15 protein-coding genes are annotated in these 14886 nt (G+C 74.2%); 10 read left to right on the top strand and 5 right to left on the bottom strand.

Going from position 1 to position 14886, the window contains the following annotated elements; all coding sequences use genetic code 11:
- Positions 1-77 precede the first annotated feature (77 nt).
- Together ACZ4Z2_RS01545 and ACZ4Z2_RS01540 are read right to left on the bottom strand one after the other, a co-directional pair.
- On the bottom strand, positions 78-704 hold the full coding sequence (locus ACZ4Z2_RS01545; protein ID WP_468071210.1) for a hypothetical protein: 627 nt from the start codon (positions 702-704) through the stop codon (positions 78-80).
- Between the two features lie 188 nt (positions 705-892).
- Entirely contained in the window at positions 893-1402 is a 510-nt protein-coding gene (locus ACZ4Z2_RS01540) for a GNAT family N-acetyltransferase (RefSeq protein ID WP_468071208.1), read from the bottom strand.
- Between the two features lie 177 nt (positions 1403-1579).
- On the opposite strand from ACZ4Z2_RS01540, the gene ACZ4Z2_RS01535 reads away from it, so the two are divergent.
- Positions 1580-2530 (top strand): serine hydrolase, encoded by a 951-nt coding sequence (locus ACZ4Z2_RS01535; RefSeq protein ID WP_468071206.1) that lies wholly within the window; start codon positions 1580-1582, stop codon positions 2528-2530.
- A 162-nt stretch (positions 2531-2692) separates the two neighbouring features.
- On the opposite strand, the gene helR is transcribed toward ACZ4Z2_RS01535, so the two are convergent.
- Complete coding sequence (helR, locus tag ACZ4Z2_RS01530) at positions 2693-4864, bottom strand: RNA polymerase recycling motor ATPase HelR (protein WP_468071204.1); 2172 nt, start codon at positions 4862-4864, stop codon at positions 2693-2695.
- Between the two features lie 52 nt (positions 4865-4916).
- Positions 4917-6146, bottom strand: a complete 1230-nt coding sequence (locus tag ACZ4Z2_RS01525) for a glycosyltransferase (RefSeq protein WP_468071202.1) — start codon at positions 6144-6146, stop codon at positions 4917-4919.
- Positions 6147-6375: 229 nt separating this feature from the next.
- Between ACZ4Z2_RS01525 and ACZ4Z2_RS01520 the strand changes: the two genes are divergently transcribed.
- From ACZ4Z2_RS01520 to ACZ4Z2_RS01495, 6 genes are all read left to right on the top strand, one after another.
- Positions 6376-7428, top strand: coding sequence for an esterase-like activity of phytase family protein (locus ACZ4Z2_RS01520; protein WP_468071200.1), 1053 nt, complete (start codon positions 6376-6378; stop codon positions 7426-7428).
- Between the two features lie 121 nt (positions 7429-7549).
- Positions 7550-8092: an RNA polymerase sigma factor gene (locus ACZ4Z2_RS01515; RefSeq protein ID WP_468071661.1), complete on the top strand. Its 543-nt coding sequence runs from the start codon at positions 7550-7552 to the stop codon at positions 8090-8092.
- Positions 8089-8952, top strand: coding sequence for a cupin domain-containing protein (locus tag ACZ4Z2_RS01510; RefSeq protein WP_468071198.1), 864 nt, complete (start codon positions 8089-8091; stop codon positions 8950-8952). Before ACZ4Z2_RS01515 ends, ACZ4Z2_RS01510 begins: the two co-directional genes overlap by 4 nt.
- Entirely contained in the window at positions 8949-9869 is a 921-nt protein-coding gene (locus ACZ4Z2_RS01505; RefSeq protein ID WP_468071196.1) for an ABC transporter ATP-binding protein, read from the top strand. Before ACZ4Z2_RS01510 ends, ACZ4Z2_RS01505 begins: the two co-directional genes overlap by 4 nt.
- Positions 9866-11392, top strand: coding sequence for an ABC transporter permease (locus ACZ4Z2_RS01500; protein ID WP_468071194.1), 1527 nt, complete (start codon positions 9866-9868; stop codon positions 11390-11392). Before ACZ4Z2_RS01505 ends, ACZ4Z2_RS01500 begins: the two co-directional genes overlap by 4 nt.
- Positions 11389-12108 (top strand): ABC transporter, encoded by a 720-nt coding sequence (locus ACZ4Z2_RS01495; RefSeq protein ID WP_468071192.1) that lies wholly within the window; start codon positions 11389-11391, stop codon positions 12106-12108. The genes ACZ4Z2_RS01500 and ACZ4Z2_RS01495 overlap by 4 nt, the downstream gene beginning before the upstream one ends.
- Before the next feature lie 82 nt (positions 12109-12190).
- Here ACZ4Z2_RS01495 and ACZ4Z2_RS01490 read toward each other — a convergent pair whose 3' ends face one another.
- A complete protein-coding gene (locus tag ACZ4Z2_RS01490) occupies positions 12191-13207 on the bottom strand; it encodes a LuxR C-terminal-related transcriptional regulator (protein ID WP_468071190.1) in 1017 nt (338 codons plus the stop codon).
- Positions 13208-13358: 151 nt separating this feature from the next.
- On the opposite strand from ACZ4Z2_RS01490, the gene ACZ4Z2_RS01485 reads away from it, so the two are divergent.
- The 3 genes from ACZ4Z2_RS01485 (at position 13359) to ACZ4Z2_RS01475 (ending at position 14832) form a co-directional block, all read left to right on the top strand.
- Positions 13359-13496 carry a hypothetical protein gene (locus ACZ4Z2_RS01485; protein WP_468071188.1) on the top strand — a complete coding sequence of 46 codons (138 nt, stop codon included), beginning with the start codon at positions 13359-13361 and terminating at the stop codon, positions 13494-13496.
- 287 nt (positions 13497-13783) lie between these two features.
- The gene (locus ACZ4Z2_RS01480) at positions 13784-13972 is read left to right on the top strand and encodes a lysine biosynthesis protein LysW (RefSeq protein WP_468071186.1); all 189 of its coding nucleotides are present in this window, start codon (positions 13784-13786) and stop codon (positions 13970-13972) included.
- Complete coding sequence (locus ACZ4Z2_RS01475; protein WP_468071184.1) at positions 13969-14832, top strand: RimK family alpha-L-glutamate ligase; 864 nt, start codon at positions 13969-13971, stop codon at positions 14830-14832. The genes ACZ4Z2_RS01480 and ACZ4Z2_RS01475 overlap by 4 nt, the downstream gene beginning before the upstream one ends.
- The last annotated feature ends 54 nt before the right edge of the window (positions 14833-14886 follow it).

Raw genomic sequence — 14886 nt, 5'->3', positions numbered from 1 at the left:
CCGGAACGACACGCATGGCGTACCCCCGGACCGCCGACTGCCGGCCGATCGCCCCCGGCCCCGGCCGTGCCCGGCGATCAGGCGCGCGCTCCCGCCTCCGCCCTGTCCTCGTCGACACGGCCGTCGTAGGTCCGCGTGTACATCGCCGTGTGGTCCTCGGCCAGGAAGGCCGCAGCGGCGGCGTACTCGTCCCGGGCGCGGCGGTCCTCCTCGGTGAGGTCGGGGTGGACGGGGGGCGCCTCGGGGGCGGACCAGAGCTGGACCAGGTGGCGTTCGCCGTGGTCGCCGATGCCGGGCTCGGGGTCGTCGGTGCGGCAGTACAGACGCATACGCACCCAGCCTTCGGAGGCGTCGAGGGCGGGCGGGGCCGGGACCGGTGGCTCGTCGTCGGGCCAGGCGTCCACCGCGTCGCCCTGTTCGAGGGTGGCGAGGCACACGTCGGGGAGGTCGGTGCGCAGGCTGAGTTCCTCGGCCGGCTCCCAGTCGCCGCCGGTCTCCGCGGGCGGCGGGGCGTCGTGGATCTGGACGGTGATCCGGAGGGGGCCGGTGTCGGTGGTGGTGAGGACGACCGCGCTCTCCGCCGTGGCCGGGCCGCAGCGCCAGCCGTAGGGCATCTCCGCCGGGTACGCGTAGTCGTCGGTGAAGCCGATGAGGTAGCCGCTCTCGCCGAGGTCGACGGTGAACGACGATTCACGGACCAGCAAGGGGGCCTCCTGGAGCTTCCCTGATGCACGGTGCCCTCCCCGCTGCGCGGGAAGGGCACCCCGTCTGCCGGGGAGTGCGGGTTGTGGCGGCGCGGGCGGATCCGGCAAGTGCGCGTGGTTCGTGGTTTCTCGCGCGGGCCCCCGTGAAGCGTGCCGGGGGTGGCCGCGACGTCCCCGCGCCCGCCCGGTCAGATGCCGAACGGCGGCGCGTAGTGCACGGTGCCGCTCGGCAGGGGGTGGGCGGGATCGAGGGCGAGGGCCATCAGGGCCTCGTCCGGGACGTCGACGGTCAGGTGGATGCCGTGCAGGGAGGCGCGGCCGAAGCCGAACCGGGGGTAGTACTCGGGGTGGCCGAGGACGATGACGAAGCGCTCGCCCCTCGACGCGGCGGCCCGCAGCGCGGCGCGGACGACCGCCGCACCGGCGCCGGTCTTCTGATGGTCCGGCAGCACCGCCACCGGAGCCAGACACAGGGCCGGGGTGGTGTCGACATGACAGCGGGTCAGCAGCGCGTACCCGACGACCGTGCCGTCCTCCCCGGTGGCGACGACCGACAGGCCGTCGATCCACGCGGCGTCGGCGCGCAGCGCCTCGACCAGGTCGGCCTCCTCGGGCCGGCCGAACGCCGCGAGGTTCACGGCATGGACGGCGGGGATGTCCGCCTCGGTCTCGGCGCGAGTGGTCCACGGCAGGGGCATGGCGGGTCGATGTCCGTTTCGTCGGTGTTCATGGGGGTGTCGCCCCCGGACGCTAGCACCGGGTGCGGACCGGCGCCGGAAATTCCGAACTGACGTACAACTTTCGGCCATCCTTGCGAGTCGAGTGGGGTGAACGTGCCACGCGTGCGTTCACCGCCACTCAAGGGGGAAATCTTCATGACTCACCGGATGTCCCGGACGCGCCGGACGTCCCGCGGAACCCGTGTGCTCGCCACGGGCATAGGGGCCGGACTTCTCATACCGCTGACCATCGGCCTCGCGCCGAACGCCGTCGCCGCACCGCCGCCGGTCACCTGCACCTCGGACAAGGCGGGGCTGGCGGAGAAACTCCAGAAGGACATCGCGGCGGCGGTCGCCAAGCGCAAGGGCACGATGGCGGTGGGGGTCTACGACCGGACCACCAACACCACCTGCACCCTGCGCGGCAGTTCCGCCTACGACTCCGCCAGCGTGGTGAAGGTCACCGTGCTCGCGGCGCTCCTGTGGGACGCCAAGAAGACCGACCGGTACCTCACCGACCGCGAGACCAAGCTCGCCACCGCCATGATCACCAAGTCCGACAACGCGGCCACCAGCACCCTGTGGAAGCAGCTCGGCATGACCAAGATCAAGGGCTTCCTGGCCGTCGCCAGGATGACCCAGACCAAGCCCGGCGCGGACAACTACTGGGGCCTCACCCAGATCACGGTCCGCGACGAGCAGCGCCTGCTCGCCCTGCTCGCCGCGAAGAACACCGTCCTCAGCGACAACGCCCGCGCGTACGTGCTGAAGCTGATGAACCAGGTCGTCTCCTCGCAGCGCTGGGGCACTCCGGCCGGGGCGCCGTCCACGGTGAAGACGCACGTCAAGAACGGCTGGCTGTCGCGGGCCACGCACGGCTGGCGGGTGCACAGCGTCGGCGTGTTCCAGGGCGGCGGCCGTGACTACCGCATCACCGTCCTCACCCACGGCAACCCGGACATGACGTACGGCGTGAACAGCATCCAGGCCGTCGCCAAGGTCATCCACAAGGACCTGGTGCCCGTGACGAGCGCGGCGACCGCGCAGCGTTACGTGCCCACCAGCGAGCCCAAGGAGGCCATTCCGGCGGTGCCGCCCGCGGGCTGACCCCCGCCCACCCGGCCGGCGCGCACCCGCCGGAGCGGCCGGAGGCCGGCGCCCGCCCACCCGCCGTCGACGCCTGACCACCGTCGACGGCGGGCCCGGACGGGCGCCGGCCGCTCGTCAGCCGCTCAGCCGCTCGTCAGCCGCTCAGCCGCTCACCGCTCGTCAGCCGCTGGTGAGGACGACGAGTTGCCGTGTGGCCCGGGTCATCGCCACGTAGCGGTCCACCGCTCCCTCGACGCCCGCGCCGAAGTCCTCCGGGTCGACGAGGACGACCAGGTCGAACTCGAGGCCCTTCGCCAGTTCGGGGGTGAGGGAGCGGACCCGTGGGGTCGCCCGGAACGAGGGATCGCCGATGACACAGGCGATCCCTTCGTCGTGTGCGGCGAGCCACTCGTCGAGGATCGAGTCCCGCCGGGCGGCGGATGCGTGGAGGACGGGGACACCGCCGCCGCGGATGGACGTCGGGACGTTGGCGTCCGGCAGCGCCGCCCGGATGACCGGCTCGGCCTCCGCCATGATCTCCGCCGGTGTCCGGTAGTTGATGCTCAGCGAGGCCAGTTCGACGCGGTCGAGCCCGATCCGCTCCAGCCGCTCCCGCCAGGACTCCGTGAACCCGTGCCGGGCCTGCGCCCGGTCCCCGACGATGGTGAAGCTCCGCGACGGGCAGCGCGGCAGCAGCATCTGCCACTCCGCGTCGGTCAGTTCCTGCGCCTCGTCCACGACGATGTGCGCGAACGGGCCCGCGAGCAGATCCGGGTCGGCGGTGGGCACCTCGGACTCGTCGACCAGGCTGACCCGGGCGTCCTGCCCGCGCAGCATCACCACCAGGCCCTCGCCGTCGTCCAGGTCGGCACCGGAGACCTTCGCGGCCTCGATCAGGTTGTCGACGACCTGCTCCATGCGCTCGCGCTGCGCGGCGAGGACGGCCTCCCGCCGGCGCCTGCGCCGGGCCGTCTCCGGGTCGCCGAGCCGCTGCCGGGCCGCGTCGAGCAGCGGCAGGTCGGACACCGTCCAGGCCCGCGGGTCCCCGGTGCGCCGCAACGTCCGCACCTCGTCGGGGGCGAGCCAGGGCGCGCACCTGCGCAGATAGGCGGGCACCGTCCACAGGTCCGCCACCAGGTCGGCCGCCTCGATCAGCGGCCACGCGCGGTCGAAGGCGGCCAGCAGGTCAGGGTCCCGCGCCAGAGCCCTCCTGACCTGGGCGGGCGAGCTCTCGTCCTCGTGCTTGTCCACCAGGATCATGAGCAGTTCGTCCCACACCTGCTCGCGGGCCTCGTTGTGCGGGGTGCCGGCCTCCGCCGCCGCGAACGCCTCGGCCCAGTCGTCGGCGCTCACCCACACGTCCGACCAGGGGGTCTCGACCAGCAGCCCCTCGGCGGGCGGCTCCTCGTAGAACCGGACGGCCTCCTCGATCGCCTTCACCATGCCGGCGGACGCCTTCAGCCGGGCCGCCTCCGGGTCGGCCTCGGTCCCGGCGTCGGCGCCCTCGGCGACCAGGTCCCGCAGCACGCAGATCTGCACCCCCTCCTCGCCGAGACTGGGCAGGACGTCGGCGACGTACGACAGATAGGGCCGGTGCGGGCCGACGAACAGGATGCCGCCGCGGCGGTGGTCGACGCGGGGGTCGGCGTGCAGGAGGTAGGCGGAGCGGTGCAGGGCGACGACCGTCTTGCCGGTGCCGGGACCGCCGTCGACGACGAGGGCGCCGCGGGAACTCGCGCGGATGACGGCGTCCTGGTCGGCCTGGATGGTGCCGAGGACGTCCCGCATCCGCTCCGAGCGGTTGCCGGCGAGACTGGCGATGAACGCGGACTGGTCGTCGAGCGCGGCGTGCCCCTCCAATCCGTCGGGGGTGAACACCTCGTCCCAGTAGTCGCTGATCCGCCCGTTCGTCCACCGGTACCTGCGGCGGCTCGCCAGCCCCATCGGGCGGGCGTGGGTCGCCCCGAAGAACGGCTCCGCCGCCGGGGAACGCCAGTCGACGAGGAGCCGGCGGCCGGAGCCGTCCGTGAGGCCGAGCCGTCCGACGTAGACCGGTTCGGCGCCGTCCGCGCCGACCATGCGGCCGAGACACAGGTCCAGCCCGAAGCGGCGCAGGGTGCGCAGCCGGGCGGACAGCCGGTGGATCTCCGCGTCGCGGTCCATCGCCTGCCTGCCGGTGCCGCCCGGCGCCCTGCGCTCGGCCGCGAGCCGGCCGGACACCTCGGCGATCGTCTGCTCCAGACACTCCGCGACGGCCGCGAAGTGCCGCTCGTCACCGGCGATCAGCGCCGGGTCGGCCTTGGCGGCGAGGCGCTCGGGAAGGTCGAACGCGCTGGTGGTCAGGGAATTCACTGCGACTGACTCCGATCTGGTGCCCCTGAGGGCCTTGGTGTGGGGGGACGGCTCACGCGGATCCGAGGGGCCCGGTGCCGGCCCCGTCCAGCAGCAGCCGCGCGGCCACGGTCGTGCCGTCGGTGCGGACGCGTGCGGCGACGGCCTTCGCCCGTACGGCCGTCTCGGGGGCCAGAGCCACCTCCAGCGCGGCCGACAGCGACGCGTAGGTGGGGACGGGTCCGTCGTGGGCCGCGCCGATGCCCAGGTCCGCGACCCGGCCCGCCCAGTACGGCTGGTCCACGACCTGGGGTACGACGACCTGGGGCGCCCCGGAGCGGGTGGCCGTCGCGGTGGTGCCCGCGCCGCCGTGGTGCACGACGGCGGCCACGCGGGGGAACAGGGCCTGGTGGCTGACCTCGCCGACGGCGAAGCAGTCGTCCCGGCCGTCGACCGGGCCCAGTCCGGCCCAGCCGCGCCCGATGAGCACCCGGCGGCCCTGCGCCCGGACCGCCTCGACAGCCACCCGGGCGACGTCCGGCGAGCGCATCGCCATGCTCCCGAAGCCCACGTACACCGGGGGCTCGCCCCTCTCCAGCCACGCCGACAGGTCCTCGGGCAGCGGACGCCCGTCCGGCAGGAACCACGCGCCGGTCTGCACGACGTCGAGGTACGTCAGCCCCTCGCACGGCCCGAGCACCGGGTCCGCCGCCAGCCACGGCCGGTCGGTGAAGACGTGGTCACGGACGTTGTCCACCGGGCCGAGACCGATCGCCGCCCGGTGGGTGTTCAGGGCCTCGCCGTACAGGGCGTTCACCCGCTGCGCGTCCAGCTCCCACAGCGCCCGGTTGTCGGTCGGATCCGCCGGGGCCGGCGGGCCGGGGCGCGCCGGCGGGGGGAAGTGCGGCGACGGCAGCCCCAGCGGGTGGAAACCGGCGTACACATAGCGCAGGCCGTGCCTCTCGGCGACGGACCGGGCGCCGGCCGGCATCAGCCCGGTCGCCACCAGCGCGTCACAGCCCTCGGCCGCCGCGCCGACGGTCTCGAAGTGCGCGGCGACCAGCTCGGCCGCCACCCGGAACGCGTCCTCGGTCGTCGGCGGTTTCGCGCCCACCGCCAGCGAACGCACCGACGGCCCGAACGGCACGTGCGGGACGCCGACCCTGGCCAGCAGCTCCGCGAAGTCCTCGTCCGGAGGTGCGCACACCAGCGTCTCGGCACCCAGCTCCCGCAGCCGCACCGCCAGTCCCGCCAGCGGCTCCACGTCCCCGCGAGACCCGTACGACATCAACAGCACACGCATGACACGACCCCCCGTTTTTCCGCCGAACACGGCTTCGGCCGGTGATTGTGCGGGACGGAGGGGGCCTTGCCGCAAGGCCCCCCGTGCGCTATACGTTGAGAGTGGCAAGGAGTACGTGACTCCTTGCCTTCGCTGTTTCCCGGGCCCGAGACGCACGGATGACGGACGGATCCGGCCGATTCACGGGGAGTCCACCTCGACGGCACCGTGCCGCCCTACGGTGACCGCCATGCGCCCGAGAACCCCTCTGACGAACCGCCTGCGGACCGTGCTCGCCGCCGCCACCGCCGGTCTCGCCGCGGCCGCCTGCCTCACCGCCGCCGCGCCGGCCAACGCCTCCTCCACCAGGGCTTGTTCATCCGCCGTGTCCATCGCCGGCTTCTCCGACGCCCTCGACAAGACGACGTACGGGGACGTGTTCACCGGCAACTTCTCCGCCCTCGCCGTGGACACCGACGGCTCCCTCCTCGCCCTCTCCGACCGCTCCTCCCTCTTCACCCTCGACGCCCGCACCCTGCGGCCGGAGAACGTCGTCCCGCTGGCCACACGGACGGGCGCCGCGCTCGACTCCGAGGGCCTCGCCGTCGACCGGGACGGCACCCGGCTGGTCGCCTCGGAGACCGAGCCGTCCGTACGCCGCCACGACCGCGCGGGCCGGCCGCTGGGCAGCCTGCCGGTGCCCGACGCGCTGCGGGTCGCCCCGGCCGGGCGGGCCACCGCCAACCAGACCTTCGAGGGGCTCACCCTCCTGCCCGGCGGCCGCACCCTGCTCGCCACCATGGAGGAGGCGCTCGCCGGCGACACCGCCGACGTCGTCCGCTTCCAGACCTGGCGGCGGCACGGCGGCGGCGCGGACTTCCGGCTCGGCGCCCAGTACGGCTACCGCGCCGACACCGGACTCGGGGTCGTGGAGGCCGCCGGGCTGCCCGGTGGCCGGCTGCTCGTGCTGGAGCGCGGCTTCACCGCGGGCGTCGGCAACACCGTCCGCCTCTACCTCGCCGACACCCGCCGGGCCACCGACACCACCGGCGTCGCCGTCCTCACCGGCGGGGACGACGGCGTACGGCTCGTCGGCAAGACCCTCCTCGCCGACCTCGTGAACTGCCCCAGCCTCGGCGCCACCGCCAGGCAGCCGCAGCCCAACCCGCTGCTCGACAACACCGAGGGCATGACCGTCACCGGGCGGCACCACGGCCGCCTGGACGTGCTGCTCGTCAGCGACGACAACCAGAACACCGCCCAGACGACCCGCTTCTACGCGCTGCGGGTCCGCGTGCCCTGAACCACCGGTCCGTTCCCGGCCGAGGGGCCCCGCCGACGCGTACGGCCGGGCCCCTTCGCATGCGGGGAACCACCGAGTGAACCGTTGCGGCACCCTCGTCCGATGAGGGGGTGTGAGCGACATGAAGCGGGGGAGTCCGGGCGACGCCGCACTGATGCGGGCCGTCGCCGACGGCGACCGTCGCGCCTTCGAGGAACTGTACCGGCACTACGCGCCGTGGCTGAGGCTGCGGCTGCGCGGGCGGTGCGCCGATCCGGTGCTGGTCGACGACGTGGTCCAGGAGACGTTCCTCGACGTGTGGCGGGGAGCGGCCCGCTACCACCGCGAGGGTGACGTGGCGGGCTGGCTGTGGCGGATCGGGTCGCGCCGTCTGGTGGACGCGCTGCGCGGCGACGGCGCCCGCGGCCGGCTGCGGCAGGCGCTGGCCCGGCTGCGCCACCGCGACGAGGCGTCCGCCGAGGAACAGGTGCTGGCCCGGGTACGCCACGGCGACCTGGCGGGTTCGCTCGCCGCGCTCTCGCCGGAACTGCGGGCGGTGCTCCAGGCCACGGTCATCGACGGACTGACGACCCGTGAGGCGGCCGTCCTGCTGGGCATTCCGCCGGGCACGGTCAAGACCCGGGCCATGCGCGCCCGGAAGCAACTGCGGGAGGGCCTGGCATGAGCTGGCACACGGACGACGGGGACCTGCGGGAGTACGCCGCCGGAGTGCTGGCGCCACCCCGGCTGTGGTCCGTCGAGACCCACCTCGCGGCCTGCGCCGACTGCCGGACGGCTCTCGCGTCCCACGTCCCGCCCGCCGAGACCGACGCGGGCTGGGCCCGGCTGGACGCGGAACTGGACGCCCCGCGGCCAGGTCCCGTCGAGTCGCTGCTGGTCCGCTGCGGGGTCGCCGACCACACCGCGCGGCTGCTGGCGGCCACCCCGCTGCTGCGCGGCTCCTGGTTCGGCGCCGTCGCGCTCACCCTGGCCCTCGCGGTCTGCGTGGCGCTCGCCGCGTCCCCGCTGATGCTGCTGGCCACGGCGCCGCTGCTGCCGCTGGCCGGGGTGGCCGTGTCGTTCGGCCCCGGCCTCGACCCGACGTACGACACGGTCGTCGTCGCGCCGATGCACACCTTCCGGCTGCTGATGGTGCGGACGGTGGCCGTGCTGGCGACGACGACGGCACTGAGCGCGCTGGCGAGCCTGGCGCTGCCCTCGCTCGGCCTCGCGGCGCTCGGCTGGCTGCTGCCGGCCCTCGCGCTGACCTCGACCGGGGTCGCGCTGACCGCCCGGCTCGGGCCCGTTCTCGCGCCCGCGCTGGTCGGGGGCGCCTGGACCGCCCTGGTGGCGCTGAGCCGTCTGCTGGCCTCCGGTACGCCGCTGCCCTTCACCGCCGAGGGCCAGGGCGCGGCGGCGGGCGTCGCCGTGGTGGCGACGGCGCTGGTGGTGGCGGCACGCGACCGCTTCGACAGCGGAGCCCTGCCCGGCACTTCCCTCCGGTCCTTCCGAACCCTTCGATCCGCAACCAGGAGGCTGTCATGACACGCCCGACGGACTCGACACCGTCCACGGGCCCGACCCGGCCCACGGTCTCGACACCGCCCACCGTCTCCGCCGCCGGCCTGGCCCTGAGCTATCGCGGCACCAGGGCCGTGGACGATGTGACGCTCCGTCTGACGGAGGGCGTCACGGGCCTGCTCGGCCCGAACGGCGCGGGCAAGACGACGCTGCTGCGGATCCTCGCGACGGCGACCGTGCCGGACAACGGGGCGTTCACGGTGCTCGGCCACGACCCGAGCACCGTCACCGGCCGCCAGGACGCCCGCAGGGTCCTCGGCTATCTGCCGCAGAACCCCGGCTTCCACCCGGACTTCACCGCCTTCGAGTTCGTCGACTACGTGGCGATCCTCAAGGAGCTGACGGACCGGCGGGCCCGGCACGCCGAGGCCCGCCGGGTCCTCGACGCGGTCGGCCTCGCCGAGGTGCGCGGCAAACGGATCCGGAAGCTGTCCGGCGGTATGAAGCAGCGGGTGGCGCTGGCCGCCGCCCTGGTCGGCGACCCCGGCTTCCTGGTCCTGGACGAGCCCACGGTCGGTCTGGACCCGGAGCAGCGGATGCGGTTCCGCGAGCTGATCGCGGAGGCCGGCGAGGGCCGTACGGTGCTGCTGTCCACCCACCAGACCGAGGACGTGGCGATGCTCTGCCACCGGGTCGTGGTCATGGACAAGGGGCGGGTGCGGTTCGACGGCACCCCGGCGGAGCTGACGGCGGTGGCCGACGGCCGGGTGTGGCGCAGCACGGAGCGGCAGCCGGGCGCCCGGGCCGGCTGGCGCACCGGCACCGGCGAGTTCCGCAACGTCGGGGACCCGCCGGAGGGGGCCCGGCTGGTCGAGCCGACACTGGAGGACGGCTATCTGCTGGCCCTCGGGGGCGACCCGGTGGCGGAGGTGGCGGCATGACGGCCCTGACCCGGACGCCGGTCACCGCACCCGCGCCGACGCCGGCCGGGGACGGCCCCCGGGCGGTGCTCGCGCTGGCCCGCGTGGAGGCGCGGCGCCTGCTGCTGCACCCGCTGGTGCTGGTCGCGCTGGTGGGTTACCTGGCGCTGCTGCTGTGGCCGGGCGGTGAGCCGGAGGACGCCTACCCGGTCCTCCAGGACGTCGACCGCGAGACCCAGTTCGGCCAGCTGCTGCTGGGCCTCGCGGTGATGATCGCCGCGAACCTGGGGGTGCTGCGCTCCCACCGGCGGGGCACCGACCGCTCCTTCGGGGTGCTGGTGGTGCAGCCGTGGCGGCGCACCTGCGCGCACGTCCTGTCGGTGCTGCCAACGGTGCTCGTCGGGGCGCTGATCCCGGCCGGGCAGTTCACCGCCGAGGCGCTCAAGCCGGGGGCGGTGGGCCACGGCTCGTTCTTCGAACTGGTGACCGGTCCGCTGCTGGTCCTGCTCCCCGCCGTCCTGGGCGTCCTGCTGGGCCGGGTGGTCAGGTCGTCGTTCGTGGCCCCGCTCGCCGCGGTCGCCGTCATCGCCGCCACCTTCGTCTTCGTGGCCGACTCCGGCAGCCCGGGCTGGCTGCGCGGCATGGCGCCCGTCCTCTTCGACGAGGGCGCCCGGCCGCTGCCTTCCGGCCTGCTGGGGCGGCCCGCGGGCTGGCACGCCCTGTACCTGCTGGCGCTCGCGGTGCTCGTGGCGGCGGGCGCGGTCCTGGTGAGCGGCGGCCGGACCAGGGCCGTACGGGCCACCGCGTGCACGGCGCTCGGCGCGGTCGTGGCCGCCGTCGTGCTCCAGGGCACGGCCCCCTCGGACGCGGTGCGCGAGGCGCGGGAGGTGGCGACCCGCGACCCGGGCGAGGTGCAGGACTGCGAGCGGCGCGGGCCGACGACGTACTGCGCCTTCCCCGAGTTCACGCCCTGGACCGACGAGTGGGCCCGGGTCACGGACCGGGTGCGGTCCCTGGCGGGCGGCCCCGGCGCCGAACAGGCCCTGACCGTAAGGCAGAAGGTCAACGCCCTCGACGGACCGTCAGGTGTGCGGGAGCCGCTGCCCGCCGCGCCCGGCGAGGTGACGGCGAGCACGGCCTGGGGCGGCGAACGCGAACTGGAGTTCGCGGCGAGCGTCGCCCGGGGGCTGGTCGTCGGGCACGAGCGGTACGACGGGGCGTACTGCGACGCGCGGGGCGTACTGATGATGTGGCTGGCGATCCGCGCGACCCGCGACGGTGAGGCCCTGTTCGGCGACACCGGGAACGCCCACAACAGTCCCGGCGTGATCTGGGCACCGGTCTCCGCGCTCAGCCTGCGCGACCGCGAACTCACCGTGCTCGAACGGCTGCTCGACCAGCCGCAGGAGGAGGTGGGACGCGCGGTGCGGGAGCACTGGACGGAGCTGTCCGCCGCCGGGACGACCACCGACCGCGCGGCCGCCCTGCTGGGCGTGCGGGCCCCGGCCGAGACGGCCGCCGACCGGGAATGGATGTGCGCGTGAGGCGGCGGGCGGCGGTGGCGGCTGCCCTGACACGGCCCACGCTGCGGTCGCTGCCGTGGGGACTGCTCGCCGCCGGCTGGGCCCTGGGGGTGGTCGTCGCCGCCGTACCGGCGCTGTTCTCGCTGGACCTGCCCGAGGTCGTGCTGGCCGACGTGGTGCGGGCGGCGGCCCTGTGCGGGGCGGTCGGCGCGGCGTTCACCCTGGACGACCCGGCCCGGCACACCACGGGGGTCGTCCCCGTGCCGCGCCCGCTGCGGCAGACGCTGCGCGTCGCCGCGGTGGGGCTCGCGGGTGCCGTCTGGTGGGCGGCGGTCCTCGGCGCCGTACGGGTCGGCGCGGGCGCCGGGCGGTGGGAGGCGCTGCCCGTCGGCGCCCTCACGGTGGAGGCCGCGGCGCTGTCCGGGCTGGCGCTGGCGCTCGCCGGGGCGGCGGTGCGGTTCAGCGCGGTCCGGCTGCCCGGACCGGCCGTGGCCGCCGCGGTGCCGGCGCTCCCGGTCGCGGCCACCGTGTTCCTCCCCGACGAGCACGCGCTGTTCGTTCCGCCCGGCGACCCCCGCTGGGCGGACGCCCACACGCTCTGGACGGCGATCCTGGCCGCGACGCTCGCCGTGTGGGCGGCGTGCGGCCCGGAACCACGCCGCCGGCCCGCCGGGGTGCCGGGGCGCGGCGGGGTGCCGGGGCGGGACGGCGGAGTGCCGGGGCGCGCCGGCCGCTGACCCGGCGCGGGCGGCCGGTGCGTGAGCCGGGGCCCTCGGGGAGGTGCGGGAGCCGGGGGGCCGTGCCCGGGCCCGGTCCGCCTCAGGCGGGGCGGTCGCAGGCGCAGGCGCTCGACGCGGCGTCCTCCAGGAGGCCGCTCTTCGCCGTCAGATAGGCCAGCTGCGCACGGCTGTTGCTGCCCAGCAGGTCGCCGACCTTCTTCAGATGGCTGGCGACGGTCCGCGTGCTGATGCCGAGCCGGCTCGCGATGGCCGCGTCGGTGTAGCCGTCCACCATGAGCCGCAGCACATGCAGCCGGGTCTCGTCGGTGAGCAGGGGAGGGCGCTGCTGGTCGTGCTCGTACACGACCGGCTTCGCCCGCTCCCAGGCGTACTCGAAGGCAGACACCAGGAAGTGCACCACACCGGGGTCGGTGACCTTCAGGGCGTGGGTGCCGTGGTCCTTGCCCATGTCGGGGATGAAGGCGACGGTACGGTCGCAGATGATCATCCGGTCGAAGACCTCGTCGACCGTGCGGACCTCGACGCCCAGCTCGGTGACCTGCTTGATGTAGTCGAGCGTCGGACCGTGGGCCCGGATGGTGTGCTGGTACAGGGTGCGCTGCTTCACGCCCTGGCGGTGCGCCGCCAGCGTGCGGGGCAGCGCCTTCACGAGGACCTCCTCGGGCCTCCTGCCGCCCGGGTGCGCGGTGAGCAGCTCGTGCTTGGTGGCCGCGATCGCCTCGTCCAGCGCGGCGGTGATCACCGGTGCGGGGGTGAGTCGCTGGGAGGACTCGTGCTCCTCGCGGCGGGCGGTGCGGTACACGCTCTCCGCCTGGGACATCGACGCCTGCACGGACGCCAGGGCCTGCCGCTGCTCCAGGATCAGCCGCTCCAGAGGGTGGGCCAGGGCCGCCGCCGCCACCGAGGGCGGTACGGGAACCAGCGCCTCCGGGTCGTCCACCGCGGCCGCCACGAGACCGAACTCCCTTACGCAGTACGGCGCTTGGGCGACCGGAGCCCTCCCCTCCAGCAGTGCGGTGCGGTAGAACTCAAGTCCCGCGCCGCACACCTCCGCCGGTCTCTCGGCGCCCCCGCGTATGTCCGTATCACCGCACATGCATCGTCCCCCTTCAGGTTTCTGCAGTGCACGATCATGACCCCTTCAATCACTTTCGGCAACCGGGCTTCCCAGGCATGCTCTTCATGTGGACACCGGCGGGGAGCCGGAAGTCCGGGAATTCTTCAGGGGGATCAAAGAAATGAAGTACATGCGCAGACTCGCCGGCGCGCTCGCTCTTGTCGCCGCCGCGGCGCTGACCCTTTCCGCCGCCTCCCAGGCGGCCGACCACACGACGGTCGCGGGCGCCCAGGTGGCCAACGCGCCGGCCGACCCGGGCTGGCCGTAGGCCCCGGCGGACCATCGCCGATCCGGGGGATCGGCTGACTCTTCCCATGTAAAGCCCGCGCAAAACGTGTGCGCCCCCGTGATCCGGGGGTCGTGTCCGGGTGTCCCGGCACGGCCTGGCGGCGGGCGCCCGTGACGCCCTGCCACGGCACGGGCGGGTGTGGGTCCCTGTCACCGACCGCCGACGGGTGACCGTCCGGCCGGATTGCTGTCCCGTGAATTCCGTATGCCAGGTCCAGGTAATCCGGCATGTCGGTTTCGCATTGAACAAACGAAGGAGTTCAAGGAATGACCACCGCAATCGCCGCACCGAAGTGCCTCGTGTGCGACACCGAATTCGAGGTCCAGGAGGACTGGGAAAAGGGTGAAATCACCGAGTGCACCGCCTGCGGGCAGGAGCACGAGGTCGTGGAGAAGGCCGAAAGCGGCGTACGGCTCGACCTCGCGCCCGAGGTGGAAGAGGACTGGGGCGAGTGACGCCCCCCGACGAGGTCCTGCTCTCGGTGACGATGCTGCGGCCCGAGGAGAAGCTCCTCCTCGGCGCCCTGCGGGCCCAAGGGCTCGCCGCGCGGCCGTTGCTGATGGAGGATCTGGCGGGCGTCGTGGCGGGCCACGGTGGCCCGCCCGCGCTCGCCGTGATCCGGAACCTGTCCCACCGGGACGCCGTCAACGTGTCCCGGCGGCTGGAGTACACCGGGGTCACCACCCTCAACCGGTCGTCCGTCATCGAGGCGTGCAACGACAAGGGGCTCCAGTCGCTGCTGTTCGCGCGCCACGGCATTCCGCATCCGGTGACCCGGCATGCCTTCAGCTATGACCAAGTGCGCTCCGCTGTAGCGGAATTGGGCATGCCGGCCGTCGTCAAGCCCGTCAGCGGGTCCTGGGGGCGGGGCGTCACCAAGATGGCCAACGCCGAGTGTGTGGAGGCGTGGGCCGGAGGGCGGGAGTCCGCCGACGCGACCGGGAAGCTGTTTCCCGTCGTCGTGCAGTCGTACATCGACAAGCCGGGACACGATCTGCGGGTCGTGGTGGTCGGGCGCACTCCGGTGGTCGCGATCCAGCGGGTGTCGGACGACTGGCGGACCAACACGCATCTGGGCGCGGAGGTCCGGCGGGTCGAGGTGACCGCCGAGATCGACAAGTTGTGCGGACAGGTGGTGGACGCGCTGGGGCCCGGGTTCTACGGGGTGGACCTCGTGGAGGACCGGAGCACCGGGGAGCTGCTTGTCCTGGAAGTGAACGCCAATCCCGAGTTCGCGAAGTCCTCGGAGCGGCATGGGGTGGATGTGGCGGGGCTGTACGCGACGTATGTCGCGGAGCAGGTGTCCGCGGTCTAGGTGGTCGCCGGGCGCCTTCGAGCTCGGGGGTGCGCGGTTCGTCGGCGGGTGCGG

This window comes from Streptomyces sp. NPDC030183 (assembly GCF_055573455.1).
This window is presented reverse-complemented; position numbering and strand designations above follow the sequence as displayed.

Bases quoted from the DNA above. Each gene is read 5' to 3' on its own strand.
- ACZ4Z2_RS01500 (WP_468071194.1), top strand. From the start codon at position 9,866: ATGACGGCCCTGACCCGGACGCCGGTCACCGCACCCGCGCCGACGCCG.
- ACZ4Z2_RS01490 (WP_468071190.1), bottom strand. From the start codon at position 13,207: ATGTGCGGTGATACGGACATACGCGGGGGCGCCGAGAGACCGGCGGAG.
- ACZ4Z2_RS01480 (WP_468071186.1), top strand. From the start codon at position 13,784: ATGACCACCGCAATCGCCGCACCGAAGTGCCTCGTGTGCGACACCGAA.
- ACZ4Z2_RS01540 (WP_468071208.1), bottom strand. From the start codon at position 1,402: ATGCCCCTGCCGTGGACCACTCGCGCCGAGACCGAGGCGGACATCCCC.
- ACZ4Z2_RS01505 (WP_468071196.1), top strand. From the start codon at position 8,949: ATGACACGCCCGACGGACTCGACACCGTCCACGGGCCCGACCCGGCCC.
- ACZ4Z2_RS01535 (WP_468071206.1), top strand. From the start codon at position 1,580: ATGACTCACCGGATGTCCCGGACGCGCCGGACGTCCCGCGGAACCCGT.
- ACZ4Z2_RS01485 (WP_468071188.1), top strand. From the start codon at position 13,359: ATGCGCAGACTCGCCGGCGCGCTCGCTCTTGTCGCCGCCGCGGCGCTG.
- ACZ4Z2_RS01525 (WP_468071202.1), bottom strand. From the start codon at position 6,146: ATGCGTGTGCTGTTGATGTCGTACGGGTCTCGCGGGGACGTGGAGCCG.
- ACZ4Z2_RS01520 (WP_468071200.1), top strand. From the start codon at position 6,376: ATGCGCCCGAGAACCCCTCTGACGAACCGCCTGCGGACCGTGCTCGCC.
- ACZ4Z2_RS01515 (WP_468071661.1), top strand. From the start codon at position 7,550: ATGAAGCGGGGGAGTCCGGGCGACGCCGCACTGATGCGGGCCGTCGCC.
- ACZ4Z2_RS01510 (WP_468071198.1), top strand. From the start codon at position 8,089: ATGAGCTGGCACACGGACGACGGGGACCTGCGGGAGTACGCCGCCGGA.